Here is a 26,383-nt window from a genome sequence, read left to right on the forward strand (position 1 = left end):
TGTAGTGGAGGACATAAAGATGGCGTTGGATGAAGTGGGCACGGTGCCCTGGACCATCAAAGGGGAGTTGATCCTGAACTGTAACTGCACAGTGTTTTGCCCCTGTGTGGTGAGCCTTGGCAAACACCCGCCCACGGAAGGGCATTGTCAGGCCTGGGCCGGGGTGCGTATTGACGAAGGCCAATATGGTGAGGAAGACCTGTCTGGTCTGAACATCGGCCTGTTCCTTGAGATCCCCGGCAACATGGGGCGCGGCAACTGGAAAGCGGCGGTGTTCATTGATGATCGCGCCTCTGAAGAAGCCTACAACGGTTTGGTCAATATTTTCAGTGGCGCCGCGCGGGGCACAACGGGTCTGTTTGGCATGTTGGTGGGTGAATTCCTTGGCGCCTCGCGCGAGCAGGTGATCTTCGAAACCGAAGGCAATGAACGTCGCCTGATGGTGGGCAAGAAAATCCAAGGCGCGGTTGTGCCGGTGGCCGGTAAAGACGGCAAGGACATGGTTGTCACCAACACCGAATACTGGATGGGGCCTGACATCACCGTGGGCACCGCCACCAAAGGGCGTGTGCGCGCCTTTGGCCGGGTCTGGGATTTTGATGGGCGCTCTGCTGAAATCTGCCAGATTGACTGGCACGGCCCCCGGTAAGGAACAGCACGATGATCACGCCGCAATATTGTCAGATGATGGCGCGCTACAACGCGTGGCAGAACCATAACATGCGTGCGGCGTGTGAAACCCTGACCGACGAAGACCGCCGCGCCGATCGCGGCGCGTTCTTTGGCTCGGTCATGGCCACGATCAATCACATCCTTTGGGGTGACAGCCTTTGGATGAGCCGGTTGGATGGCGGCGCAGGCCCAAAAGTCGCGGCAAAAGATCACAAAGACCTCTGCGACAGCTTTGCGCAATGGGCCACAGAGCGCCGCGTGATGGATCAGCGCATTCTGCACTGGGCCAACACGGTGACGGAGCCGCAATTGCAGGGGGATCTGCACTGGCATGCGCAGATGCTCAATGCGGATATGCGCAAGCCCATGGGGCTTTGTGTGGTGCATATGTTCAACCACCAGACACATCATCGCGGGCAGGTGCACGCGCTTTTGACCGGGTTCGGCAAGACCCCGGAAGACACCGATCTTGTTTTGATGCCAGAGGAGGCACAATGGCTCTGATTTCTCCCTCTCGTCGTTTGCGGCGCACCCCGTTTTCAGAAGGGGTCGAGGCCGCAGGTGTGAAAGCTTATACGGTTTACAACCGGATGCTCTTGCCCACGGTATTTCGCTCAGTGGAAGAGGATTACCGCCATCTGAAAACGGCTGTGCAGATCTGGGATGTGGCGGTCGAGCGGCAGGTGGAAATCCGCGGACCTGATGCGGGGCGTCTGATGCAGATGCTCACGCCGCGCGATCTGCGCGGGATGCTGCCGGGGCAATGTTACTATGTGCCCATCGTGGATGAGACCGGCGGCATGCTGAATGATCCGGTGGCGGTGAAACTGGCCGAAGACCGCTGGTGGATTTCCATTGCCGACAGTGATCTGCTGCTGTGGGTGAAGGGCATTGCCTATGGCTATCGGCTGGATGTGCTGGTGGATGAGCCGGATGTGAGCCCGCTGGCGGTGCAGGGGCCGAAATCGGATGATCTGATGGCGCGGGTGTTTGGCGACAAGATCCGGGATCTGCGCTTCTTCCGGTTTGGCTGGTTTGAGTTTCAGGGGCGCAACCTTGTGATTGCGCGCTCTGGCTACTCCAAGCAGGGCGGCTTTGAGATCTACGTCGAAGGCGGTGACATTGGCATGCCGCTCTGGAATGCGCTGATGGAGGCTGGCAAGGATCTGGATGTGCATGCGGGATGCCCCAACCTGATTGAACGCATCGAAGGCGGCTTGCTGAGCTATGGCAACGACATGACCGATGACAACACGCCACATGAATGTGGGCTGGGCCGGTTCTGCAACACCAACACGGCGATTGGCTGTGTCGGGCGCGATGCGCTGTTGCGGGTGGCGCAGGAAGGGCCGGTGCGCCAGATCCGCCCGATTGAAATTCACGGTGCTGGGGTGCCGCCCTGTGATCAGCTCTGGCCGATCATGGATGGGGAAGCGCATGTCGGCAATATCAGCAGCGCCGCATGGTCGCCGGACTTCAATACAAATGTGGCCATCGGCATGGTGCGCATGACGCATTGGACCTCCGGCAGCGAGGTGGATGTGCTGACACCCGACGGGGTGCGCCCGGCCACGGTTTATGAGGCGTTTTGGCAGTAACGCGCCCGAAGCGACGCCTTTGGAAATGCCCCGCGCAGAGGCTGTGCGGAGACAACTTGATAAAGACAACGAGAGTTAGGAGTAAACATGTTCAAAGCACTGGTGATGGAGCAGGGCGAAGACGGCCTCGCAAGCAGCGCAATCAAAGAGCTGTCAGAGGCGGATCTGCCGCAGGGCGACGTGACCGTCGCGGTGGAGTACTCCACGGTGAACTACAAAGACGGGTTGTGCCTGTCACCCAAAGGTGGCGGATTGGTGCGCAACTATCCGCATGTGCCGGGGATCGACTTTGCCGGGACGGTGGAGAGCTCTGAGGACGCGCGCTACAAGCCCGGCGACAAGGTCGTGCTGACCGGCTGGCGTGTTGGTGAGGTGCATTGGGGCGGCTATGGCCAGAAGGCCCGCGTGAAAGCCGATTGGCTGGTGCCGTTGCCTGAGGGTCTGAGCACAAAGCAGGCGATGGCCGTGGGGACGGCGGGCTTTACCTCCATGCTGTCGGTGATGGCGCTGGAAGATCATGGCGTCAGCCCGGACAAAGGCCCGGTTCTGGTGACCGGTGCCGCTGGGGGCGTTGGGTCGGTGGCAGTCGGCATTCTGGCCAATCTTGGCTATGAGGTGGCCGGTGTGACCGGGCGTCCGGAAACGGAGGGGTACCTGAAATCCCTTGGTGTGAGCCAGATTGTGCCCCGTGAAGATCTCAATGAGACCGTCAAACGCCCGCTGGAAAGCGAGACCTGGGCAGGCTGTATTGATGCGGTGGGCGGCGAGATGCTGGCACGTGTGCTGGGACAGATGAAATATGGTGGCTCTGTTGCCGCTGTTGGTCTGGCCGGTGGGGCCGGGCTGCCCGCCACGGTGATCCCGTTCCTGCTGCGGGGGGTGAATCTGCTGGGCATCGATTCCGTCATGCGCCCCTATGAAGACCGCCTGCGCGCTTGGGAGCGGATTGCAAAAGATCTGCCTATGGACAAGCTGGAAGCGATGGTGAAACCAGCCACGCTTTCTGATCTGCCGCAGCTGGGTGCAGACATCCTGAAAGGACAGGTGCAGGGCCGCGTTGTTGTGGATGTGAACGCCTGATCATTTCACATATGCGACAACACGGAAGGCGCTCCTGCGGGGGCGCCTTTTTTACGAGAAGACCATTGAATTCAAAAATATGAATGTGTTTGATTTGGATCAAAGGCCCCAATAACGCGGCGTGATTGGATGTGGATATTAGGTGCATCAAAAACTCAGGTTTTGGCGCATCTGATTGTTTTTTATTGAGAAAGGACATCGCTGTGAAACGCGTTCTGACCACCCTTGCTGCTGCGGCCACTTTGACCTGTACAGGTCTCGTCGCGCAGGCCGAAGAGGCCCCATCGCTTGTCACCATTCTGACCGAAGATCAGCCACAGACCCAATTGATGGCGATGGTGCTGACCATGCAGGCGGCACAACAGGGGGCAGCCCCCCATATTTTGCTGTGTGGCGCGGCGGGCGATCTGGCTTTGAAAGACGCTCCGGAAAGCGCGACGGCAGGCCAGCCGCCCAAGGATATGAGCCCACAGGGTTTGATGCAGAAAATCATGACGCTGCCTGGCGCCAAGGTGGAGGTCTGCGCGATCTATCTGCCAGCGCTGGGGCAGGGGCCGGATGTCTTGTTGGACGGGGTCGGTGTCGCCAAGCCGGGGGAAATGGCCAAAGCCATGATGGCGGCTGACGCCTCTATGAGCTTCTGAAGCCTTTGGAAGAGTGAGACAGTGCAAGGCGTTGGGAAACGGCTTGCACATGGGCGCTGGCTTGGGCAACGTGACGCCAAATCGATCTATCTGAGAGCGGAGCAGCCTGAGCTATGGCCTATGACAACGACAATATTTTCGCAAAGATCCTGCGCGGAGAAATCCCCAGCGAGAAACTTTATGAAGATGCGGACACCTATGTGTTCATGGACATCATGCCACGAGCCGATGGACATTGTCTGATCATCCCCAAAACACCCTGCCGCAATATGCTGGACGCCACGCCTGAGCAGCTTTCCGCTTGTTTGAGGACGGTTCAGAAGATGGGCCACGCGGTGATGAAAGCCTTTGATGCCAAAGGGGTTACCGTACAGCAGTTCAACGAAGCTGCAGGCGGCCAAGAGGTGTTCCATCTGCACTATCACGTGCTGCCACGCCATGAAGGTGTTGGACTGCGCGCCCCCGGGCAGATGGCGGATTTTGATGTGCTCAAGGCGCAGGCGGAGAAAATCCGCGCTGCTCTGGCCTGATCCTTAACAGGTGATATTTACCGTCTTGACCCTCTCAGCAATCAGCGGTTTTCTCGGCTTAGTTGAGAGGGAGACGCAACATGCTGGATATGGATTTTGTGCGGGGGATGTTCCCGGCGTTTTCCGAACCATCACTTGAGGGGCAGGCCTTTTTTGAGAATGCCGGCGGCAGCTATACTTGCGCGCCGGTGATTGACCGCCTGACGCGCTACTACAAAGAGCGCAAGGTACAGCCCTATGCGCCTTATGCCGCTTCCCAGCTGGCCGGTGCGGAAATGGATGAGGCGCGTGCGCGGCTGGCGGCCCTGATGGGCGTGGCCCCTCAGGATGTCTCCTTCGGGCCCTCCACCACGCAAAACACCTATGTGCTTGCGCAGGCGTTTCGCCAGTGGATGGATCCGGGCGATGCCATTATCGTGACCAATCAGGACCATGAGGCCAACAGCGGCCCGTGGCGACGTCTGGCCGAGGACGGCATTGAAGTGCGCGAGTGGCAGATTGATCCGGAGACCGGACATCTGGACGTCGAGGCGCTCAACACGCTGCTGGATGATCGCGTGCGGCTGGTCTGTTTTCCGCATTGCTCCAACGTGGTAGGTGAAATCAATCCGGTGGCGAAGATCACGGCTGCGGCGCATGCCGCCGGGGCGTTTGTCTGTGTTGACGGGGTCAGCTATGCGCCACATGGCTTTCCAGATGTGGGGGCGCTTGGCGCGGATATTTATTTGTTTTCTGCCTATAAAACCTATGGCCCCCATCAGGGCATCATGGTGATGCGGCGCAATCTGGCAGAGCTTTTGCCCAATCAGGGGCATTATTTTAATGCCGGTACGCCATTCAAACGGTTTACACCCGCAGGGCCAGATCATGCGCAGGTGGCCGCCTGTGCGGGGATGGCCGACTATATTGAGGACTTGGCCCGGCGCCATGGTCTTGCGTCAAATGATCCAGTGGGCATGGGCACGGCGGTGCATGATCTGATGCGCGCGCATGAAACGGAGCTGCTGCAACCGGTGCTGGATTTTGCGCGCACACGTAATTCTGTGCGCTTGCTGGGGCCCTCAGACGCCTCTGAACGTGCGCCAACGGTGGCCTTGGCGACAAATGTGCCCGGTGCGGCTTTGGCCGAAAAACTCTCCAGCCATGGGATTATGGCCGGGGGCGGGGATTTTTATGCAATCCGCGCCTTGAAGGGGATGAATGTGGATCCTGACAAAGGTGTTTTGCGGCTCAGCTTTGTGCACTACACAACGCAGGAAGAGATCGACAAGCTGCTGACCGCGCTGGATGCGGTTTTGTGATCTGATTTTATGATCCATGGCCGGATTTCTCCCGTATTGTAGGTTCAATACAGGATGGGAAAACAATAACTTGGCGCAAGAGACTTCCGAAAACCTCACATTGGTCTGGCTGCGGCGTGATCTGCGCCTGAGTGACAACAGGGCGCTTGTAGCGGCGGCAGAACGGGGCGCGGTTGTGCCTGTGTTTGTGCTTGATGAGCTGTTTGAGCAGATGGGCGCGGCCCCGAAACTGCGCATGATGCTTTCTTTGCAGGCGCTGGCGCAGGATCTGGAGGCGCGCGGCTTGCGTTTGATCCTGCGTCGCGGGCCGGCGCGGGGCGCGCTGGAAGAGCTGGTGGCTGCTACCGGCGCAAATGCCGTTTACTGGAGTCGTGGCTATGCGCCAGACGTTGTGGCGCGAGACAGTGAAATCAAGACTGCGCTGAAAGATCGCGGGCTGGCGGCGCAGAGTTTCACCGGGACGCTATTGTTTGAACCCTGGACCGTAGAGACACAGCAAGGCGCGCCGTTTCGGGTCTACTCGCCCTTCTGGCGGGCCGTGCGGACACGTTCGGTTGCGCCTTGCCTCGATGTTCCGGAGCTGCATGGCCCCACACAGTGGCCTGCAAGCGACAGTCTTGAGACGTGGCATCTGGACCGTGAAATGCGCCGCGGCGCCGCCGTGGTGTCCCGCTTTGTGGCGGCAGGAGAGCAGGCGGCACAGCGGCGGCTGGCGGTTTTTCTGGAGGAACGCATTGAGGGCTATAAAGCGGAGCGGGATTTTCTTGATCGTGCGGCCACCTCTGAGCTGTCAGATGCGTTGAGTTATGGCGAAATCAGCCCGGCGCAGATGTGGCATGCCGGGCAGCGCGCAATGCAGGAGGGGGCCGCCGGGGCAGAGCATTTCCTCAAAGAGGTGGTCTGGCGTGAGTTTGCCTGGCATTTGATGTGGTTTTTCCCGACCATTGCGGAAGGCAACTGGCGGGAGGCCTGGGACGCGTTTGAGTGGATTGAAGACGCAGATCATCCGCATTTCCAAGCCTGGTGTCAGGGGCGCACGGGCGTGGCGCTGGTGGATGCGGCTATGCGGGAGCTTTATGTGACCGGTAAGATGCACAACCGGGCGCGCATGCTGACCGCGAGCTATCTGACCAAACATCTGAACATCCATTGGAAGCTGGGGCTTAAGTGGTTTGAAGACTGTCTGGTGGATTGGGATCCGGCATCCAATGCCATGGGATGGCAATGGGTTGCGGGATCTGGCCCGGATGCGGCACCGTATTTTCGCATTTTCAATCCTGACACACAGGCCGAGAAATTTGACGCAGACGGGCGCTATCGCAAGCAGTGGCTGAGCCATGCCCCTGAGATGGGCAGTGACACCGCCGCCTTGTTCTTTGCGGCCATGCCCCTGTCGTGGCAGGCGCAATTTGAACAGCCGCAGCGGGAGGCCATTGTGTCTCTTGCGACGGGCAGACAACGGGCGCTGGCGGCCTATGAGGCCTTTAAAGCCTAATAAATCCTTGCCGGAGGGCGTGCTCTGCGCCTAGCATTTACAACAACATGGGGAGGGAGAGTAAGATGTTCCTGACTTCGACAAAAGGCGAGAACAACTTGCCACGGTATTTTCCGGCTGTGTTTGACACCGCTAAAAAGATCAACCACGGGCGGATTGATTTTGTGCTGGAAGATGGGCGCAAATTTCGCGCGGAGGGGCCCAAGCCCGGACCGGTCTGTGAGATGCATGTGCATAATGGCGATACCTTTGGCCGATTGATGCGCGAAGGGGAGCTTGGATTCTGTGAGGCCTATCTGGAAGGATGGTGGAGCACGCCGGATTTGCAGGCCTTCTGTGATTTCCTGCGCGCCGACAATGACGACCTTTATGATGGTTTTCCGGGTATGTTCTTCGTGCGCGCGTTTGAGCGGCTGCGTCATTGGATGAACAACAACTCCAAAGCGCAGGCCAAGAAGAACATCAGCTACCACTATGATCTGGGCAATGAGTTTTACGGGCTCTGGCTGGATGACACGATGACCTATTCCTCCGCGCTGTTTGAGACCGGACAGGAGAGCATGGAAGCGGCGCAAACTGCGAAATATGCCTCCATGGTGGATCAGATGGGCGTCAAAGCAGGGGATCATGTGTTGGAAATCGGCTGTGGCTGGGGCGGGTTTGCGGAATATGCCGCCAAGGAGCGCGGCCTGCGGGTTACAGGGTTAACAATCTCTGAAGAGCAACTGAAGTTTGCGCAGGATCGCATTGAAAAGGCAGGACTTTCCCATCTGGTGGATTTCAAGTTGCAAGATTATCGCGACGAGACGGCGACCTATGATGGCATTGCCAGCATCGAGATGTTTGAGGCGGTGGGTGAGAAATACTGGCCGGTTTATTTTGAAACGGTGCGTGAGCGTCTGAAACCCGGTGCGCGCGCCACGCTTCAGATCATTACAATCACCGAGAAACGCTTTGATCAATATCGCAAGGGTGTTGATTTCATTCAAAAATATATCTTCCCCGGTGGGATGCTTCCCAGTCCGACTGTACTGCGCCAGCAGGTGCAACAGGCCGGTTTGAAAGTGAACGGGTCTATTGAATTTGGCGAGAGCTACAGCCAGACGCTGCGGCGGTGGTATGATACGTTTAATGCCCGTTGGGAGAGCATTCAGCCCATGGGGTTTGATGAACGGTTCCGTCGGATGTGGAATTTCTATCTGACCTCTTGTGCAGCGGCCTTTCACAGTGGAAGCTGTGACGTGACACAGATCACGATTTCAAAACCGAGCACATGACCACATCCAACAAGCTGATTGCCGCCATCTGTCTCGCCTTTATTGGCGGGCTGGTGGCGGAATTTGTAAAACCGCAGATGCCTGAGGGCTCTGATCCCGGACAGATGACATTGATTTCTGCCGCCGTTGGCTTGGTTGTGGGCTGGCGCGTGATGGGGCCGCGGGCGGGACGCAGCGGGCCCATTGAGCTTGGGTTGATTGGAGTTTTCTGGCTTGTGTTCTGGGGGCTGGCAACCTTTGGAACCATCGAAATGCTGCGCCTTGCCTTGCGCCGTCGGTTTGATGAACCGGTGGAAGCCTTGGAAAACCTTGTGCGCATTGCCTTGGAGTACAGCCTGTATCTGAGCGCGACGCCGATTTTGATCACACTTTTGGCAGGTGTTGTCGTGAGTGGGACCGTGACCAATTTTGCGCATCGACGCTGGGGATGATCATGAAAAATCTATTTGTTTATGGCACGTTGCGCCACGTGCCTTTGCTTGAGGCTGTGCTGGGGAAAGCCGCAGCTGAGATCGAAATGGCACCTGCCACATTGGAGGGCCACAGCGTTTTTGCCGTGAAAGATCAGGATTTCCCGATCATCAAAGAGCGTGAGGGTGCCGCGCAGGGGTTATGGCTGGGCAATCTGAGTGCGACCGATGTGGCGCGGCTGGAATTCTATGAAGGTGGGTTTGACTATGATCTGGCGCCAGTGGAGGTCAGTGTTGAGGGTGCAAACCGTCCGGCGCAAGTGTTTAAGAGCGACGCAGGATGGCAGCCCGATGGCCCATGGTCTCTTGAAAACTGGGCGCAGATCTATGGTGCGTTGACCGTTTGCAGCGCCACGGAAGAGATGAGCTACTTTGGCGTCAAGCCACGTGGTGAGGTGGATGGGATGTTGCCAATGATCAAGGCGCGCGCGATCGCGCAGCAATTGGCAGCGCAGGGCAGTCTCGGCGAGAGCCCCGGAGGGATGATACGCGCGGATGTGCGCGACGTTTCTGTGACGCGTGCCTATGCGAAGTATTTCACGCTGGATGATTATGAAATGAGCTTCCGGCGCTATGACGGCACACAGAGCGTTGCGGTGCAGCGCGCGGTTTTTGTGGCAACGGATGCGGTGATCGTGTTGCCTTATGATCCTGTGCGTGATCGCGTTTTGTTGATTGAGCAATTCCGCCCCGGTCCCTTTGCGCGGGGCGACGACCTGCCGTGGCAGTTGGAGCCGATTGCAGGGCGGATTGATGCCAACGAAGCGCCGCAGGAGACAGCGCGCCGCGAGGCGCAGGAAGAGGCAGGCCTTGCGCTTGGGGCGCTGCATGAGGTCTCCAAAAGCTATGCTTCGCCGGGATGCAGCACCGAGTTTTACCATATTTACATCGCGATTGCAGATCTGCCGGATGAGGTGGTTGGCGTGTCAGGGCTTGAGCAGGAAGCGGAAGACATTCGCTCGTTCCTCTATTCCTTTGAGGATCTGATGCAGATGACCGATGAGATGAAACTGGTGAATGCGCCACTGGTTCTTGCGTCGCTCTGGCTGGCACGACACCGCGACAGGTTGCGCGCGAGTGCTTGAGTTCCGCTCACGGCTTGCCTACACAGGTTTCAAACATTCAAAAAGGACCGCGCAACATGCATATTGCCCGTGATCTGGCCCAAGCCATCGGCAACACCCCTTTGATCCGTCTCAACAAGGTGAGTGAGGCGACCGGCTGTGACATTTACGGCAAGGCGGAGTTCATGAATCCCGGCCAGTCGGTCAAGGACCGTGCCGCATTGTATATCATCAAAGATGCGCTGGCGCGTGGGGATCTGAAGCCCGGGGGCACCATTGTGGAAGGCACCGCAGGCAACACCGGCATCGGTCTTGCGCTGGTCGGGGCCTCCATGGGCTTTAAAACCGTGATCGTGATCCCCGAGACCCAGTCTCAGGAAAAGAAAGACATGTTGCGCCTTGCCGGAGCGGAGCTGGTGCAGGTGCCTGCGGCGCCGTATCGCAACCCCAACAACTATGTGCGCTATTCTGGCCGTTTGGCTGCGGAGCTGGCCAAGACCGAACCCAACGGCGCGATCTGGGCCAACCAGTTTGACAATGTGGCCAACCGTCAGGCGCATGTGGAAACCACTGGTCCGGAAATCTGGGAGCAAACCGAGGGCAAAGTGGATGGTTTCATCTGTGCTGTTGGCTCCGGTGGGACGTTGGCTGGTGTAGCAGAGGCCATTCAGGGCAAAGGCGTGAAAATCGGTCTGGCCGATCCGATGGGTGCAGCGCTGCATAGTTACTACACCGATGGCGAACTGAAATCTGAGGGTGGCTCCATCACTGAGGGGATTGGGCAGGGGCGGATCACCGCCAACCTTGAAGGCTTCAAGCCGGATATGAGCTATCAGATCCCCGATGACGAAGCGCTGCCCTATGTGTTTGATCTGCTTGCTGAAGAGGGGCTGTGCCTTGGTGGGTCTTCTGGTGTGAATATCGCCGGGGCTGTGCGCATGGCCAAAGAAATGGGGCCGGGGCACACAATTGTGACCATTCTTTGCGACTATGGCACGCGCTATCAGTCCAAACTGTTCAACCCGGCGTTCCTGAAAGAAAAAGGTCTGCCAAGCCCGGAGTGGTTGGGCAACACGGGCCCGTCCAGCATCCCGGGTGTCTTCGAAGACGTCTGAGGACATCTGCGACATGTGGCGCGCCCTGACCCGACTTTTCGCGATGACGGCCATCTTACTGGCCGTTTCCTTCACTTCTGTCGGGGCGCAGTCCTCTGAGGACCCTGATTATGGCGATTGGCGGCGCACGGCAGTGCGCGCCACGGAAGCCATCGACAACAATCGTGCCTCTGAGGCGGCGATGGATTCTTTGCGCAATCAGTTGATTGACTGGCGCAATGCGTTTTCCGGAGACAGTTCGCGCACCCGGATCTCTGTCAGCACGTTGGAGGCCCAGCTGGATCGGCTGGGCCCGGTGCCGGAGGGCGGCGAAGCGGAGGATGTGGCCGAAGAACGTCGGCAACTGCAACTGCAACTGTCCGAGGCGCTGGCCCCTGTAAGGCGGGCGGAACTGGCGCAGACGGAGGCGGAGGAACTGATCCGCTCCATTGACTCGCTTTTGCGGGATCGGCAGGCGGAAAGGTTGCTGACGCCGGGGCCGTTCCCATTGTCGCCCGCGCTTTGGTGGCCGGCGCTGGATCAGGTGCTTGAGACCTTCAAGCTGGTTGCGCTGGAGTTTCAAACCGGTTGGGTACATGAAAAACAGCGCAACGAGCTGCGCGATACTTTGCCCATCATGCTGTTCTATCTGGCGATCAGTATCATGTTGCTGACGCGGGGCACCCGTTGGATCGACAATCTACTGACCTCTATGGTGTGGCGGCGTGAACGGCTTTCAGCCGTGCGTTGGGTGGTTGTTTTCGCGCTGTCCTATGGGCAGGTTGTGTTGCCGATGCTCGGCGTATTTGCCTTTTCAAAGGCGGTCTATGCCTCTGATCTACCAGGGTTTCGGGGGGATGTGATCCTCGCCATTCTGCCGATCATGACCTTTGAGCTGCTCACTGCGAGATGGCTGGGCGAACGGATTTTCTCGCGTCGCAGCCAACCCTTGCTTCAGGTGAACCTGTCAGAAGTCGAGAAGCGCAAAGGGCGTCGGGCAAGCGTCTCGCTGGGCGCGGTGCTGGCGCTGAGTACGCTGTTTGTTGAGCTTGTCCGCTATGAAAACTGGAGCGAAGGCACCGAAGCGGTGATCTTCTTCGTTCTGAGTGTCGCTGCGGCCTATTTCCTGCGCCGCCTTGGCCAATTGGTGATCCGCCACGCCAAAACCATGCGTGTGGAGCCGGATGGGCCTTTGTCCGCCATTGGACAGCTTATTTCCATGCTGGGCCGCTACACGATGATCGTAACGGTGGTTGTGGCGGTGCTTGCTGTGCTTGGGTTGACGCGCGGGGCGAGCTATCTGGTCTTATCCAGTACGCGCACGGTGTTCCTTGTGGCCTTTCTTCTGGTGCTTCAGCGGCTCATTCAGAAGATTTTCTCCGCCCTCAATCGCCGTGATGATGATGAAGGCACGCTCGGAGCGGTGTTGGCTGGGCTTATGCTCTTTGTCATGTCGCTTCCGATTTTTGCCCTGTGTTGGGGCGCGCAGATCAGCAGCTTGAAGCTTGCCTGGCAGAAACTGCTTGAGGGGCTGAAAATCGGCGATCTTGTGTTGTCGCCTCAGACCATTTTCCTGCTGATTGCTGTGTATGCAGTGGGGCATGGGGTGACGCGGCTGTCGCAGAGCTTTCTGCGCGATAACATTCTGCCAAAAACCAAATTGGATCCCGGCGGGCAGACAGCGGTTGTGTCAGGTGCCGGCTATGTGGGGATTTTCCTGGCTGCGCTTGTGGCGCTGACGGTGGCGGGCATCAACATGAGCAACATTGCGCTGTTTGCAGGCGCGCTGTCGGTTGGGATTGGTTTTGGTCTGCAGAACATTGTCTCCAACTTCGTCAGCGGCATCATTCTCTTGATTGAGCGGCCCGTGAGTGAGGGCGATTGGATCGAAGTGGGTGGTCAGATGGGCTATGTGCGCGATATTTCGGTGCGCTCCACCCGGATTGAGACCTTCGATCGTACCGATGTTGTGGTGCCAAACTCCGACCTCGTGTCTGGCACGGTGACCAATTACACCCATGGAAATACGGTGGGCCGGGTGATTGTGCCCGTTGGGGTGGCCTATGGAACGGACACGCGTGTGGTCGAGCGGATTTTGATGGAAATTGCCAATGCCCATCCCATGGTTCTGGCCAATCCGGGGCCATCGGTGGTGTTTCAGGGCTTTGGCGCGGATGCGCTGGAGTTTGAAATTCGCGCGATCCTGCGGGATGTGAACTGGGTGCTGACCGCCAAGAGCGATCTGAACCATGAAATCGCACGCCGGTTTGTGGAAGAGGGCATTGAGATACCCTTTGCCCAGCGTGACATCTGGCTGCGCAACCCGGAGGTTTTGAAGGGAGGGGCCGCCCCAGAGCAAAACCAGCCTGTGGCAAAGGCCAGCACGGCGTCTGTGGTGCACACGCCACCGGATTTGGAAGATTTGGATGCCGCGGACGCGGATGGAGACGGTGCTGGAGAGGGGGACGGACGATGACGGAACTGCTGTTTTTGAAAGATGCCTACATGAAAGAAGCCATTGCAACAGTGGTGGGGCACACGCCTGAGGGCGGTATTTTGCTGGACGCAACACTGTTTTATGCCACCAGTGGCGGACAGCCGGGCGACAGCGGACATCTGAGCTGGAACGGACAGCAGCTTGAAATCGCGACAACTGTGAAAACCGCTGAAGGGGGCATCGCATTGGTTCCCTCAGAGCCAGCAGAGCTGCCAGCGGTGGGCACGGAGGTGATGCAGGTTCTCAATTGGGCGCGCCGCCATCGGCACATGCGGGTGCATACGGCACTGCATCTGCTGTCTGTGGTGATCCCTCTGCCTGTCACGGGCGGCTCCATTGGCACCGAAAAAGGCCGTTTGGATTTCGACATGCCCGAGGCGCCAGAGGACAAGGCAGCCCTGACAGAGGCGCTTAACGCGTTGATCGCAGAAGATCATGCTGTGAGTGAGCAGTGGATTACCGATGCCGAGCTTGAAGCCAACCCTGGATTGGTGAAAACCATGTCCGTCGCGCCGCCAAAAGGTGCCGGGAAAGTGCGACTGGTGCGGATCGGCTCAGGGGACCATCAGGTGGATCTGCAACCCTGCGGTGGCACCCATGTGGCCAGCATTGGGGAAATTGGACCTGTGCGCATTGGGAAAATCGAAAAGAAAGGTCGCCAAAACCGGCGGGTTTATTTGCACCTCGAGTAGGCTGTGAACTCTAATTAGATGCGCCAGACATAAGACCAGACACAAAAAAAGGCGGGGTGCCATGACCAAATGACCCCGCCTTTTTTCGGTTGTCCCAGGTTCTCCTAGGCGTCGGTTGCCACCACACGCAGGTGTGGGTGCTTTGTCGGAATGAGGCGTGGCATGTCATCAGCTGCCGCAGCTGTCTTGCGCAGCGGTGCCTTCAAGCTTGGCGCTGGCAAAGTGATTTTGTTGTGTTGCACCGCATCGCTGCTGATGAGGCGTTTGGCACTGCCGGGAACGTCAATGCGACGCAGGAAGCTGCCTTCCAGATCAAAACGCTGCGGCGTACGACCACGGTCCCCTTCACAGGTGATGGCCCCCAGAATGCGGTTGACTTCGCCATTGTCGCTGCGCAGAGGCAGAAGCATCATTTCTGCCTGCAGACCGCTGCGCCCAAAGGGGCGAGAGGTGGAGAGTTCCAGGCGGCCAATGGCCGGAGCCGCAAAGACTTTTTCCAGAGCTTCGGAGAAATTCTCACGGGACTCGCCGTTGATCAGAGAGGACATAGGCATGCCGCGCATGTCCATGCCCATCACATCGGTCAGCGTGTTGCAGGAGACCCGAAGACGGGCCATGCCGGGTGCGATGCGCTCCAGAATGAAAGCGTGCTTGAGAACCTTTTGAATGCTGCGTGGATCCACTTCGCTACGGTATGGGATGGGATGCCCGTTACGCAGACCTTCCCAGTAGCTTTTGACATCTTGCATGACCGCGATGCTGTGCACCTTGGCTGCGCTGGATTTACCGTCTCCAAAAATTCTCACAACTTTTCCCCCCGGAAAAATATCTCTTGGTGCGCTGTTTTGCGCGGTGACCTTCGACCGGTGTGTGTCAGTCAGGCGCCTTATGTGCTGGCCCGCTGGCGTGTCGGTTCAGAAAGTCGTTTACAACTCGTAAAACAGTTATGTCATATTTTAGAGGATTTGCGATAAAAAATGATTTGAATGGTTAACCGCTTGATCCGTTAACATTGCTCTTCGCGCCAGAATAGATTTAGCTGCGCAGACATAAAATGGCAGGAGGTGCCTTTGCTGGAGTCAATGACTGGATACGCCACGCTGAAGGGAGACGCCCTTGGGCACAGCTGGACATGGGACATGCGCAGTGTGAACGCCAAGGGGCTGGATTTGCGGCTGCGGGTGCCGGATTGGATTGAAGGGCTGGAGCCTGCGGTGCGTGCGGCGCTGTCCAAAGCGCTTGTGCGGGGCAGTGTGAACCTGTCGCTGCGTGTTCAAAAGGACGAAGAGCAGGGCGCGCTGGCGCTCAACAAGGTGCAACTTGCCGCCGTTCTCAATGCGCTGAAGGCCGCAGAGGACGCCGCCGCAGAGGCGGAGGTGGCACTGGCGCCCACACGCGGCAGTGACCTTCTGGCGTTGCGCGGCGTGTTGGAAACGGCGGTGGAAGACACCGACAGCAAGGCGTTGATGGCGCAGATCACGGTGCAACTGCCCGCCTTGCTTCAGAGCTTTAAGGATATGCGACAGGCTGAGGGGCAGGCGCTGGAGACTGTGCTTTTGGATCAATTGGCGCAGATTGAGGCTTTGACGGCGCAGGCGGCGGAAGTTGCAGAGGCGCGCCGGGCCGAAAGTGCAGCTGCGCTGCGCAGCAATATGGAACGGGTGCTGGAAAATGCCGACGCTGTTGATGAAGCGCGCCTGGCCCAAGAACTTGCCCTGCTGGCGGTCAAAGCGGACGTCATGGAAGAGATTGACCGTCTGAAGGCCCATGTCGCCGCCGCGCGCAGTTTGATTGCCAATGGCAGCCCCATCGGGCGCAAGCTTGATTTTCTGATGCAGGAATTCAACCGGGAGGCCAATACGCTCTGCTCCAAAGCGCAATCTGTGGATTTGACGCGGGTCGGCCTGGACCTTAAAGCCGTGATCGACCAGATGCGCGAACAAGTTCAAAACGTGGAATAAGACAATGACTGACAGACGCGGCCTTCTCATCATCCTGTCCAGCCCTTCGGGCGCAGGCAAATCCACTCTGGCAAAGCGGCTGATGGCCTGGGATCCCGGGCTGGCGTTTTCGGTCTCCGCCACGACCCGCGATCCGCGCCCCGGCGAAGAGCATGGGCGGGAGTATTACTTCATGTCCGAAGAAGACTTCAAAGGGCAGGTGACCGAGGGCGAAATGCTGGAGCATGCCCACGTCTTTGGCAACTTTTACGGCTCGCCAGCGGGCCCTGTGCGCGAGACCATTGAGAGCGGTCAGGACGTGTTGTTTGATGTGGACTGGCAGGGCGAAATTCAGATCCGCAATTCCGATCTGGGCAAACATGCGCTGTCGATCTTCATTCTGCCGCCCTCCATTGTGGAGCTGCGTCGCCGTCTGGAAACCCGCGCACAGGACAGTGCGGATGTGATTGCCAAACGTATGCTCAAGAGCTGGGATGAGATCAGCCACTGGGGCTATTATGATTATGTGCTGGTCAATGATGATCTGGACGAGACCGAGGCCAAGCTGAAAACCATTGTGGAAGCGGAGCGCATGCGCCGCATTCAGCAGCCGATGTTGCAAAATCATGTGCGTGATCTGCAGGCGCAGTTTGAGGAGATGTCTTAATGCCGCTCTATGCGTTAGAGGATATTGCACCACGATGTGACGACAGCAGCTGGGTTGCGCCCGATGCCAATGTGATTGGCAATGTGGTGCTTGAGGCGGAGAGTTCTGTCTGGTTCGGCTGTACGCTGCGCGGTGACAATGAAGAGATCCGCATTGGGGCAGGGTCTAACGTGCAGGAAAACTGTGTCATGCACACTGATCCGGGATTTGGGCTCACCATTGGGCAGAATTGCACCATCGGCCATAAGGCGATGCTGCATGGCTGCACCATTGGCGACAACAGCCTGATCGGCATGGGGGCGACCGTGCTCAATGGTGCAAAGATTGGCAAGAACTGTCTGATTGGGGCAGGGGCTCTGATCACCGAGGGCAAAGAGATCCCGGATGGCAGTCTTGTGATGGGGGCGCCGGGTAAAATTGTGCGTCAGCTTGATGACGCGGCGATCACGGGGCTGACGCAATCTGCAAAGCATTATCAGGCCAATGCCCGCCGTTTCCGCGCTGGACTGCGACAGATCGACGAATAATGTCGCGCGCGCCCAGTTGAGCGTCATAAAACCGTTACGTTTAAGCGGTTTGAGGCATGGATGGGTGCCGGTTTGACGGTGCGAAAAGGGCATTTGGAGAACATCACATGCAGCGCGATTTCTACAAAAACTATCTGGAAGGCATTCCGCTGCCTGCGATGCTGGTGGACAGCCGGGCGCGCATTGTGGCCGGTAATGCGCAGGCGGTCTCTCTCAATCCGCATGCCGACCAGGATCGCCCGCTGGTCTTGGTGTTTCGCCAGCCAAGCCTCAATGACGCTGTGGCTGCCTGCCTGCGCGACGGCAAGGCGCATCGGGCGATTTATATGCACAGCGATGGGCCGCAGGAGCACCGTTATGATGTGAACTGTGCCCCGGTGAGCCTGCCTGCACAGGCCAATGATCGCGGCCTGCGCCTCTCAGGCGGCGGAGTGAGCGTGACCGGGGTGCTGATCTGTTTTCAGGATGTCACAGAGGTGCAGCAGCTGGATCAGATGCGGCGTGATTTTGTGGCCAATGTCAGCCATGAGCTGCGTACCCCTTTGACCGCGATTCTGGGCTTTGTGGAAACCCTTCAGGGCCCTGCGCGGGGGGATCCAGCCGCCAGTGACCGATTTCTGTCGATCATGGCCACGGAAGCCAGCCGCATGAACCGTCTGGTTGGCGACCTTTTGTCCTTGAGCCGAGTTGAGGAAGTCTCCCGTATGCGGCCTATGGATCCGGTGGATTTGGATCAGGTCATCCGCTCCGTTCTTCAGAACCTCTCAACCGTGGCATCAGAAGCGGGCTGTGCATTGGTTTACGAACGCGCGCGGGCAGAGGCGACAGTGCCGGGCGATGCGGACCAGCTTTTGCAGGTGATAACCAACCTCGTGGAGAATGCGGTCAAATATGGGGGCGCTGGCACAACTGTGACCGTGACGCTTGAGGATACTGATGAAGGGGTAGGTGTGCGCAAGCGTGGCTACGCGCTGGCGGTGAGTGATGATGGGCCGGGCATCGACAATTCGCATATCGCACGACTGACCGAGCGATTCTATCGCATCGATTCCCACAGGTCGCGTGAAATGGGCGGAACCGGGCTTGGGCTGGCAATTGTGAAACATATTGTAAACCGTCACCGCGGCCGGATGCAGATCGACAGTGTTTTTGGAAAAGGGAGTGTTTTCAGAGTCTTGATACCCGCTGATTAACCTGTTGTTCAGACATTTTTTGTCAGTCTGACACAGTTTTGGGGTGACTGTCATATAGCTGTTACATACGTGTCACAAAAGCTTCGAACAGGCTGTTTAGACCCCGGCAGGAGACTGCCAACGAACAGTCTGGATCAAATGGAGTTACACTTATGTCCGTCAAACTGTCTGCCTCTGCTCTGGCCATCGCGGCCGTTGCTGCCACATCCGCTGCCGCACGTGACCAGGTTCAGGTCGCCGGTTCTTCCACCGTTCTGCCTTATGCTTCCATCGTGGCCGAAGCTTTTGGCGAAAACTTTGACTTCCCAACCCCGGTTGTTGAATCTGGTGGATCCTCCGCAGGTTTGAAGCGCTTTTGTGAAGGTGTTGGCGAAAACACCATCGACGTGGCAAACGCGTCCCGCAAAATCAAAGACAAAGAAATCAAAGCCTGTGCAGAAGCCGGTGTGACCGACATCATCGAAGTGCGCATTGGCTATGATGGCATCGTTTTTGCCTCTGACATCAACGGCAACGGCTTTGAATACACCCCATCCGACTGGTTCCTTGCGCTGTCCAACGAAATCCTCGTGGATGGTCAGATGGTGGCCAACCCGAATAAGACTTGGGCTGACGTGAATGCCAATTTCCCGGCGCAGGCGCTGCAGGCATTCATCCCCGGCACCAAACACGGCACACGTGAAGTGTTTGAAGACAAGGTGATCCTGGCAGGCTGTGAAGCGACAGGCGCCTTTGACGTGCTGCTGGCCTCGGCCGAAGGTGACACCGACAAAGCCAAGCACAAAGCCGCTGAGAAGGCGTGTATCTCACTGCGCACAGATGGCGTGTCCGTGGACATCGATGGCGATTACACTGAGACCCTCGCACGTATCGAGAGCAACAAAGACGGCATCGGCGTGTTTGGTCTGGCGTTTTATGAAAACAACACAGACAAGCTTCAGGTTGCGACCATGTCCGGCATCGTGCCGTCCACCGAAAGCATCGCAACCGGCGAGTATCCAGTGTCCCGCCCGCTGTACTTCTACGTGAAGAAAGCGCACATCGGCGTGATCCCTGGCCTGAAAGAATACGCTGAGTTCTTCGTCGCTGATGAAATTGCTGGCCCAGATGGCCCGCTGGCGGAATATGGTCTGGTTGCGGATCCTGAGCTGGCAGACACGCAGAACGCTGTTGCAGACGAAGCCGTGCTCGGCTCCAACATGTAAACCCTTCTGATCGGGCGATGCGCAGATGTGTGCCGCCCGGTTTTCCACTAAACAAAGGCGCCCTGAGATGCCACTTTCCTGGCTTGTCCTGATTGTCCTCGCCCTCGCTGCGGCGGGGTATTTTGTTGGACGGATCCGTGTATTGAAACTCGCAGGGGGCGATGTGCGCGCGCTGCACAGTCTGCCTGTCTACTATGGCGCGAATGTTGCTCTGAGCGCAGCTGTGCCTGCGTTGGGCGTTTTGCTTCTGTGGCTGTTGATCCAGCCAAGCCTGATTGAAAATACGGTGTCCGCGATGATTGCCCCGGAGATGATTCCGGAGGGCTCCAACCTCAATCTGGTTATGGCGGATGTGCGCCGGGTGGCGGATGGTCTGTATACGGCTGTTGAAACCGGCGCGATGAATATGGCGCAAGTCGACGCGCTGCAGGCCAGTGCGGATGTGCGTGCCACGCTTGGTGAACTGGGTGTGGCCCTTGGACAGGATGTGCGCCCAGAAGTCTTGGCGGCGGCCAAATCCTATCTTGTTGCCTCTGGCACCGGAAACACGGCCCGTATGGTGGTGGTCCTGGCGCTGTCCTTGACGGGGCTTGTCTTGTCCATGATCCGTACCAAGCCGGATTACCGTGCCCGGAATGTGGTTGAACGAGCGGTTCTTGCGCTTTTGATGGCGGCGGCCTCTCTGGCAATCCTGACCACCGTGGGCATTGTTTTGTCGATGTTGTTTGAGACCATCAATTTCTTTGGTCTGCACAGTTGGAAAGACTTTTTCTTTGGCACCATCTGGGCACCGAATTTCCGTGGTGACAGCGAACTGTCAATCCTGCCGCTGTTGTGGGGAACGCTCTATATTTCCTTTATCGCGCTGTTGGTGGCTGTACCCATTGGACTGTTTGCAGCGATCTACCTGTCTGAATATGCTGGCCCCAAGACCCGCGCTTTCGCAAAACCACTGCTGGAAATCCTCGCAGGCATTCCAACCATTGTTTATGGTTTGTTTGCGCTGCTGACAGTAGGTCCAATGTTGATCAACCTGTTTGGTCAGACGGGCGCTCTGGGCGTGAATTGGATGAGCGGCGCCACGTCGGTTCTGACGGCAGGTGTGGTGATGGGCATCATGCTGATCCCATTTGTAAGCTCACTGTCTGATGACATTATCAACGCGGTGCCACAGGCCATGCGCGACGGATCTCTGGGCTTGGGGGCGACGCAAAGCGAGACCATTCGCCAGGTTGTGATCCCCGCCGCCTTGCCCGGTATCGTTGGTGCCATTCTTCTGGCGGCAAGCCGCGCGATTGGCGAGACCATGATTGTGGTGATGGGGGCAGGGGCGATTGCCAAGTTCAGCCTCAACCCCTTTGAGAGCATGACCACAATCACCACCCGGATTGTCAGCCAATTGACCGGTGATGGCGATTTTTCCAGCCCGGAAACGCTTGTGGCTTTTGCCCTTGGGCTGACCCTCTTTGTTCTGACCCTCGGCCTTAATGTGCTGGCGCTTTACATCGTGCGCAAATATCGGGAGCAATACGAATGACCGACGTTTCTCAGCCCAACTCCGCTGGAACGCCCCAGAGCTCGCTGCACAGGCTGGATGCTCGCACCAAGCGCCGCAACGCCGCAGAGAGCCGGTTCAAGTTCTATGGCATTGTGGCCATTCTGATTGGCCTGCTGATGCTGGTGACTTTGTTGTATACCATTCTGTCCAAGGGCACCGGAGCGTTTTCACAAACCTTTGTGACCATGCAGGTGGAACTTTTGGAGAGCAAGCTGGACAAATCCGGCACCCGTGATCTGGAGAAGATCAAAAAGGTGACAACCTTTGGCTATGCGCCTTTGATCAAAGGGGCGTTTGAAAAATCCGTTCTGGAACATGGGATTGATACAGATCTGAAAACCAAGGACATGGCCAAAATCCTGTCAAAGTCCGCAGCAAGCCAGCTGCGCGGCTATGTGATCGCAAATCCGGATAAGATCGGCGAAACCATCGAGTTCCGGTTTCTTGCCAACAGCCGCGTGGATGGCTACCTGAAAGGCCGCGTGAGCCGTGAGAGCATTGCCAATGACAAGAATATCACCGCAGCGCAGCTTGATTTTGTCGATCAACTGATCGCAGCGGGTGTGCTTGAGAAAACCTTCAACATCGACTTCATCATCGGTGCAGATGCCTCTGATCAGCGCCCTGAGGCTGCGGGCATTGGCGTGGCCATGGTGGGCAGTCTGTTCATGATGCTTGTGGTGCTTGCACTGGCGCTGCCAATCGGGGTTGCGGCTTCGATCTATCTCGAAGAATTTGCCCCCAAGAACTGGATCACCGACATCATTGAGGTGAATATTTCAAACCTCGCCGCGGTTCCTTCGATCGTCTTTGGCATTTTGGGTCTGGCAGTCTTCATCAACTATATGCATCTGCCGCAGTCCGCGCCATTGGTTGGCGGGTTGGTTCTGACGCTGATGACCTTGCCGACAATCATCATCTCGACACGCGCCGCCCTGAAGGCCGTTCCGCCCAGTATCCGCGACGCAGCGCTGGGGGTAGGGGCCTCCAAAATGCAGGCAGTGTTCCATCACGTGCTGCCACTGGCGGCGCCGGGCATCCTGACGGGCACCATCATCGGTCTGGCACAGGCCCTGGGGGAAACGGCGCCATTGCTGCTGATTGGGATGATCGGCTTTATCGCCTCCAACATGCCCGAAACCATCGGCGAGGGGCTGTTGTCACCGAACTCTGCCATGCCAGCGCAGATTTACGAATGGGCCAAGCGGGCGGATCCAGCGTTTTACGAACGTGCCTGGGGGGGAATCATCATTCTCTTGATCTTCCTGATCTCTATGAACACTCTCGCAGTCATCCTGCGCCGCCGGTTCGAACGCCGCTGGTAAGCCAAGGACAGAAATCCATGTATGATATCGCAAAAATGGGGACCGACGTGGACCAGAATACGACCAAAATTTCGGCCCGAAATGTACAGGTGTACTACGGTGACACACATGCCATCAAAGACGTGAACGTCGAGATTGGCGCACGCTCTGTGACGGCCTTCATCGGCCCCTCCGGTTGTGGCAAATCTACCTTCCTGCGCTGCATCAACCGGATGAATGACACCATTGATGTGTGCCGCGTGGACGGCGACATTCTGATTGATGGTGAGGACATCTATGACAAACGCGTTGACCCTGTTCAGCTGCGCGCCAAAGTGGGTATGGTGTTTCAGAAGCCCAACCCGTTTCCCAAGTCGATCTATGACAACATCGCCTATGGGCCACGCATCCATGGCCTTGCCAAGAACAAGGCGGATCTGGATGAAATCGTCGAAAAATCCCTGCGCCGTGGTGCGATCTGGAATGAGGTGAAAGACCGTCTGCATGCGCCGGGCACCGGCCTGTCCGGCGGTCAGCAACAGCGTCTGTGCATTGCACGGGCCATTGCGACAGAGCCAGAAGTGCTTTTGATGGACGAGCCGTGTTCCGCGCTTGACCCAATCGCAACCGCGCAGGTGGAAGAGCTGATTGATGAATTGCGCAATCAGTTTTCTGTGGTGATCGTGACGCACTCCATGCAGCAGGCCGCCCGCGTGAGCCAGAAGACCGCGTTCTTCCACCTCGGCAATCTGGTGGAATATGGTGACACCTCGCAGATTTTCACCAACCCGCAAGACGAACGCACCGAAAGCTACATCACCGGCCGGATCGGCTAAGGAGACCCTGGACCATGAACGATCAACACATTCTCTCTGCCTTTGACCGCGATCTGGAGGGCATTCAGGCCAACGTCATGAAAATGGGCGGACTGGTTGAGGAGGCCATCGGTGAGGCGGCCATGTCGATGCAGAACCGCGACGAGGAACTGGCGGCGCATGTGATCAAAGGCGACAAGGCCGTGGACGGTCTTGAAGATATGATCAACGAACAATGCGCCAACCTGATTGCGCTGCGTGCGCCTGCGGCGGTGGATCTGCGCGTGGTGCTCTCTGTGATGAAGATTGCGGGCAACCTGGAGCGTATTGGCGACTATGCCAAAAACATGGCGAAACGCACGTCGGTGCTGGTGCATATGGAACGCGTCGAGGGCGCACACAGTTCGCTGCGCCGTATGGCGCAGGAAGTGCAACACATGCTGACGGATGTGCTGGATGCCTTTATTCAGCGTGATGTGGAGCGCGCCAAGGACGTGCTGGAACGCGATCATAATGTTGATCAGATGTACAATGCCTTGTTCCGGGAATTCCTGACCTTCATGATGGAAGATCCACGCTACATCACCCCCTGTATGCATTTGCATTTCATGGCGAAAAACACCGAGCGCATGGGCGACCACGTGACCGCGATTGCCGAGCAGGTGATCTATCTGGTGACCGGCTCCATGCCGGAAGAAGCGCGTCCGAAGGCCACACGCCTGGACGCATAAGAATTTTGAGAGACCAAAAAGATGGCAAAAGATCACCCCACCGTGCTTGTGGTCGAGGATGAACCCGCACAGCGCGAAGTTCTGAGCTACAACCTTCAGGCGGAGGGTTTCGACGTAGAGGCCGCCGCCGATGGCGACACGGCGCTTATGATGGTACAGGAAGTCATGCCGGACATCATCGTGCTGGACTGGATGCTGCCAGGAACCTCTGGCATTGAAATCTGCCGCCGCCTGAAAACCCGGTCAGAAACCAAGAATATTCCAGTGATCATGCTCTCTGCGCGTTCTGAGGAAGTGGACCGCGTGCGCGGGTTGGAAACCGGTGCCGACGACTATGTGGTGAAACCATATTCGGTAATGGAACTCATGGCGCGGGTGCGCAATCAGCTGCGCCGTGTACGACCATCCTCGGTTGGGCAGACCTTGAGTTATGAAGACATTGTTCTTGATGCCGAAACCCATCGCGTGACCCGCGCCGATGCGGCGCTGCGGCTTGGGCCAACGGAGTTCCGCTTATTGGCAACATTTATGGAAAAGCCTGGTCGCGTCTGGAGCAGAGAACAGTTGCTGGACCGTGTCTGGGGCAGGGACATCTATGTCGACAGCCGGACCGTTGACGTCCACATCGGACGCCTGCGTAAGGCGCTCTGCGTGCATGGCGGCGATGATCCTCTGCGCACAGTGCGTGGCGCGGGCTACGCGCTCGGATGAGTTCCTGAAGCGTTTCGGGTTTTGACTGAAACATCTAGTGACACGAGTGTCCCGAGAATGCCGTTGGCACTACAGGGTATTTATGTCCCAAGCTAAGCCCGAAACGCCATAAGTGAAGATCACCCATTAAGTCTTTGTTAGAAAAAGGTCACTCAGGTCAGGACGAGGTTGTGAGATCTCCGATAGGGATCCCGCAATTTCATTATCGTCACCGCTTTTAGGTGGGCTACGTCACGCTAAATCGCTGACTACATAATTCGCATAATTGGTATTATGGTAATTACACTACCATCGTGAGCCAATCGTGAATCCCTTCCTGACCATCTGGACAGTCAGGTAAGGCTTACTATACCTTTTTACGCAGTTCATGGGGATGAATGACAACAATTTAGCAGTGAATTCACCCTGTAAGACAACGTGCCCCACGGGCTGCGCGGATATAATCTGCGCTTGAGTGATTGAGACAAGTTATGGATTCCACAATGGATTACATCGAAGAAGTGTTGAACCAGATCAGCCTTGAGGCGCTTTGGGAGATGCATTGCGAAAAGATGGCATCGTTTGGCTTTGACAAGATCATGTACGGCTACACCAATTACCGCAACGGCGCCTCGCTCGGTGATGCGGATGATTTCTTTGTCCTCTCCAATCACCAACGTGATTATCTGGATCGCTTCATCGGCGATGGTCTGTACTTTGACGGGCCGATGATGAAATGGTCGCTTGAAAACTCCGGTGCGCAAAGCTGGAGCATCGTGAAACAAGCCTACAAGGCCGGAAAACTCACGCCAAAACAGCTGCGGGTGTTTCAGGTGAACCAGGAATATGGCCTGCATGCCGGCTACACTGTGAGCTTCCCAACCGTTTCGTCGCGCACCAAAGGTGCCATTTCTCTCGGCGCTCATGAGAATTACAGCCAAGAGGCCATCGATGCCATGTGGGAGAAATCTGGCCGCGAAATAACGCTGATCAATAATGTGACACATCTGAAAATCCAGTCCCTGCCCTACAATAACCCAGAGCGCGAATTGACCAAGCGACAGCGCGAGGTTCTGGAGTGGGTTGGCGACGGAAAAACCATTCAGGACATCGCGCTTTTGATTGAACGTACGCCTGCAACTGTCGAGAAACACTTGCGTTTGGCGCGTGACGCTATGAACGTAGAGACCACAGCGCAGGCACTTTTGAAGGCGTCCTTCATGCACCAAATTTACTTGCTAGAGGGGCGAAACTGACGCATAATAGCGTCAATAGTAAGGTTACCCTGACTTGTGGATCTTGTGTTAGAGTGGCAAAATTGGATTGTTCCGTGAGTGGT

Annotated in this window: 26 protein-coding genes; 25 read left to right on the plus strand and 1 reads right to left on the minus strand. The window is 57.2% G+C overall.

Annotated elements, in window-relative coordinates:
• Positions 1-19: 19 nt before the first annotated feature.
• The 14 genes from SHM7688_RS15210 (at position 20) to SHM7688_RS15275 (ending at position 14,414) form a co-directional block, all read left to right on the plus strand.
• On the plus strand, positions 20-649 hold the full coding sequence (locus SHM7688_RS15210) for a DUF1326 domain-containing protein (RefSeq protein ID WP_058240775.1): 630 nt from the start codon (positions 20-22) through the stop codon (positions 647-649).
• Positions 650-660: 11 nt separating this feature from the next.
• A complete protein-coding gene (locus SHM7688_RS15215) occupies positions 661-1,176 on the plus strand; it encodes a DinB family protein (RefSeq protein ID WP_058240776.1) in 516 nt (171 codons plus the stop codon).
• The gene (locus tag SHM7688_RS15220; protein WP_058240777.1) at positions 1,167-2,270 is read left to right on the plus strand and encodes a dimethylsulfoniopropionate demethylase; all 1,104 of its coding nucleotides are present in this window, start codon (positions 1,167-1,169) and stop codon (positions 2,268-2,270) included. The genes SHM7688_RS15215 and SHM7688_RS15220 overlap by 10 nt, the downstream gene beginning before the upstream one ends.
• Before the next feature lie 87 nt (positions 2,271-2,357).
• Positions 2,358-3,350, plus strand: a complete 993-nt coding sequence (acuI, locus tag SHM7688_RS15225; RefSeq protein WP_058240778.1) for an acryloyl-CoA reductase — start codon at positions 2,358-2,360, stop codon at positions 3,348-3,350.
• Positions 3,351-3,553: 203 nt separating this feature from the next.
• On the plus strand, positions 3,554-3,994 hold the full coding sequence (locus SHM7688_RS15230; protein WP_223229183.1) for a hypothetical protein: 441 nt from the start codon (positions 3,554-3,556) through the stop codon (positions 3,992-3,994).
• Between the two features lie 113 nt (positions 3,995-4,107).
• A complete protein-coding gene (locus SHM7688_RS15235) occupies positions 4,108-4,524 on the plus strand; it encodes an HIT family protein (protein WP_058240779.1) in 417 nt (138 codons plus the stop codon).
• Between the two features lie 80 nt (positions 4,525-4,604).
• Entirely contained in the window at positions 4,605-5,825 is a 1,221-nt protein-coding gene (locus SHM7688_RS15240; RefSeq protein WP_058240780.1) for an aminotransferase class V-fold PLP-dependent enzyme, read from the plus strand.
• Positions 5,826-5,895: 70 nt separating this feature from the next.
• The gene (locus tag SHM7688_RS15245; protein ID WP_058240781.1) at positions 5,896-7,320 is read left to right on the plus strand and encodes a cryptochrome/photolyase family protein; all 1,425 of its coding nucleotides are present in this window, start codon (positions 5,896-5,898) and stop codon (positions 7,318-7,320) included.
• 65 nt (positions 7,321-7,385) lie between these two features.
• Positions 7,386-8,597 (plus strand): SAM-dependent methyltransferase, encoded by a 1,212-nt coding sequence (locus SHM7688_RS15250; RefSeq protein WP_058240782.1) that lies wholly within the window; start codon positions 7,386-7,388, stop codon positions 8,595-8,597.
• Positions 8,594-9,028: a TrgA family protein gene (locus SHM7688_RS15255; protein ID WP_058240783.1), complete on the plus strand. Its 435-nt coding sequence runs from the start codon at positions 8,594-8,596 to the stop codon at positions 9,026-9,028. Before SHM7688_RS15250 ends, SHM7688_RS15255 begins: the two co-directional genes overlap by 4 nt.
• Positions 9,029-9,030: 2 nt before the next feature.
• Positions 9,031-10,152 carry an NUDIX domain-containing protein gene (locus SHM7688_RS15260; protein WP_058240784.1) on the plus strand — a complete coding sequence of 374 codons (1,122 nt, stop codon included), beginning with the start codon at positions 9,031-9,033 and terminating at the stop codon, positions 10,150-10,152.
• A gap of 56 nt (positions 10,153-10,208) precedes the next feature.
• On the plus strand, positions 10,209-11,246 hold the full coding sequence (locus SHM7688_RS15265) for a cysteine synthase A (protein ID WP_058240785.1): 1,038 nt from the start codon (positions 10,209-10,211) through the stop codon (positions 11,244-11,246).
• A 13-nt stretch (positions 11,247-11,259) separates the two neighbouring features.
• On the plus strand, positions 11,260-13,701 hold the full coding sequence (locus tag SHM7688_RS15270) for a DUF3772 domain-containing protein (RefSeq protein WP_058240786.1): 2,442 nt from the start codon (positions 11,260-11,262) through the stop codon (positions 13,699-13,701).
• Positions 13,698-14,414, plus strand: coding sequence for an alanyl-tRNA editing protein (locus SHM7688_RS15275; RefSeq protein ID WP_058240787.1), 717 nt, complete (start codon positions 13,698-13,700; stop codon positions 14,412-14,414). Before SHM7688_RS15270 ends, SHM7688_RS15275 begins: the two co-directional genes overlap by 4 nt.
• A gap of 104 nt (positions 14,415-14,518) precedes the next feature.
• On the opposite strand, the gene SHM7688_RS15280 is transcribed toward SHM7688_RS15275, so the two are convergent.
• On the minus strand, positions 14,519-15,220 hold the full coding sequence (locus SHM7688_RS15280) for a PAS domain-containing protein (RefSeq protein WP_058240788.1): 702 nt from the start codon (positions 15,218-15,220) through the stop codon (positions 14,519-14,521).
• 276 nt (positions 15,221-15,496) lie between these two features.
• Here SHM7688_RS15280 and SHM7688_RS15285 point away from each other — a divergent pair, with 276 nt between their 5' ends.
• The 11 genes from SHM7688_RS15285 to SHM7688_RS15335 all read left to right on the plus strand — a co-directional run bounded on the left by SHM7688_RS15285 (position 15,497) and on the right by SHM7688_RS15335 (position 26,300).
• Complete coding sequence (locus tag SHM7688_RS15285) at positions 15,497-16,375, plus strand: YicC/YloC family endoribonuclease (protein WP_058240789.1); 879 nt, start codon at positions 15,497-15,499, stop codon at positions 16,373-16,375.
• Between the two features lie 4 nt (positions 16,376-16,379).
• Complete coding sequence (gene gmk / locus SHM7688_RS15290) at positions 16,380-17,021, plus strand: guanylate kinase (protein ID WP_058240790.1); 642 nt, start codon at positions 16,380-16,382, stop codon at positions 17,019-17,021.
• A complete protein-coding gene (locus SHM7688_RS15295; protein ID WP_058240791.1) occupies positions 17,021-17,548 on the plus strand; it encodes a gamma carbonic anhydrase family protein in 528 nt (175 codons plus the stop codon). The genes gmk and SHM7688_RS15295 overlap by 1 nt, the downstream gene beginning before the upstream one ends.
• Positions 17,549-17,655: 107 nt before the next feature.
• The gene (locus tag SHM7688_RS15300; RefSeq protein ID WP_058240792.1) at positions 17,656-18,741 is read left to right on the plus strand and encodes a sensor histidine kinase; all 1,086 of its coding nucleotides are present in this window, start codon (positions 17,656-17,658) and stop codon (positions 18,739-18,741) included.
• A gap of 152 nt (positions 18,742-18,893) precedes the next feature.
• Positions 18,894-19,946: a substrate-binding domain-containing protein gene (locus SHM7688_RS15305; protein ID WP_058240793.1), complete on the plus strand. Its 1,053-nt coding sequence runs from the start codon at positions 18,894-18,896 to the stop codon at positions 19,944-19,946.
• A gap of 67 nt (positions 19,947-20,013) precedes the next feature.
• A complete protein-coding gene (pstC, locus tag SHM7688_RS15310; RefSeq protein ID WP_058240794.1) occupies positions 20,014-21,483 on the plus strand; it encodes a phosphate ABC transporter permease subunit PstC in 1,470 nt (489 codons plus the stop codon).
• The gene (pstA, locus tag SHM7688_RS15315) at positions 21,480-22,829 is read left to right on the plus strand and encodes a phosphate ABC transporter permease PstA (protein ID WP_058240795.1); all 1,350 of its coding nucleotides are present in this window, start codon (positions 21,480-21,482) and stop codon (positions 22,827-22,829) included. The genes pstC and pstA overlap by 4 nt, the downstream gene beginning before the upstream one ends.
• A gap of 17 nt (positions 22,830-22,846) precedes the next feature.
• Positions 22,847-23,644, plus strand: coding sequence for a phosphate ABC transporter ATP-binding protein PstB (gene pstB, locus SHM7688_RS15320; RefSeq protein WP_058240796.1), 798 nt, complete (start codon positions 22,847-22,849; stop codon positions 23,642-23,644).
• A gap of 14 nt (positions 23,645-23,658) precedes the next feature.
• Positions 23,659-24,354 carry a phosphate signaling complex protein PhoU gene (gene phoU, locus SHM7688_RS15325; RefSeq protein ID WP_058240797.1) on the plus strand — a complete coding sequence of 232 codons (696 nt, stop codon included), beginning with the start codon at positions 23,659-23,661 and terminating at the stop codon, positions 24,352-24,354.
• Positions 24,355-24,375: 21 nt separating this feature from the next.
• On the plus strand, positions 24,376-25,065 hold the full coding sequence (gene phoB / locus SHM7688_RS15330; RefSeq protein ID WP_058240798.1) for a phosphate regulon transcriptional regulator PhoB: 690 nt from the start codon (positions 24,376-24,378) through the stop codon (positions 25,063-25,065).
• 470 nt (positions 25,066-25,535) lie between these two features.
• Complete coding sequence (locus SHM7688_RS15335; RefSeq protein ID WP_058240799.1) at positions 25,536-26,300, plus strand: LuxR family transcriptional regulator; 765 nt, start codon at positions 25,536-25,538, stop codon at positions 26,298-26,300.
• Positions 26,301-26,383: the final 83 nt, after the last annotated feature.

This window comes from Shimia marina, assembly GCF_001458175.1.
Taxonomy (GTDB): domain Bacteria; phylum Pseudomonadota; class Alphaproteobacteria; order Rhodobacterales; family Rhodobacteraceae; genus Shimia; species Shimia marina.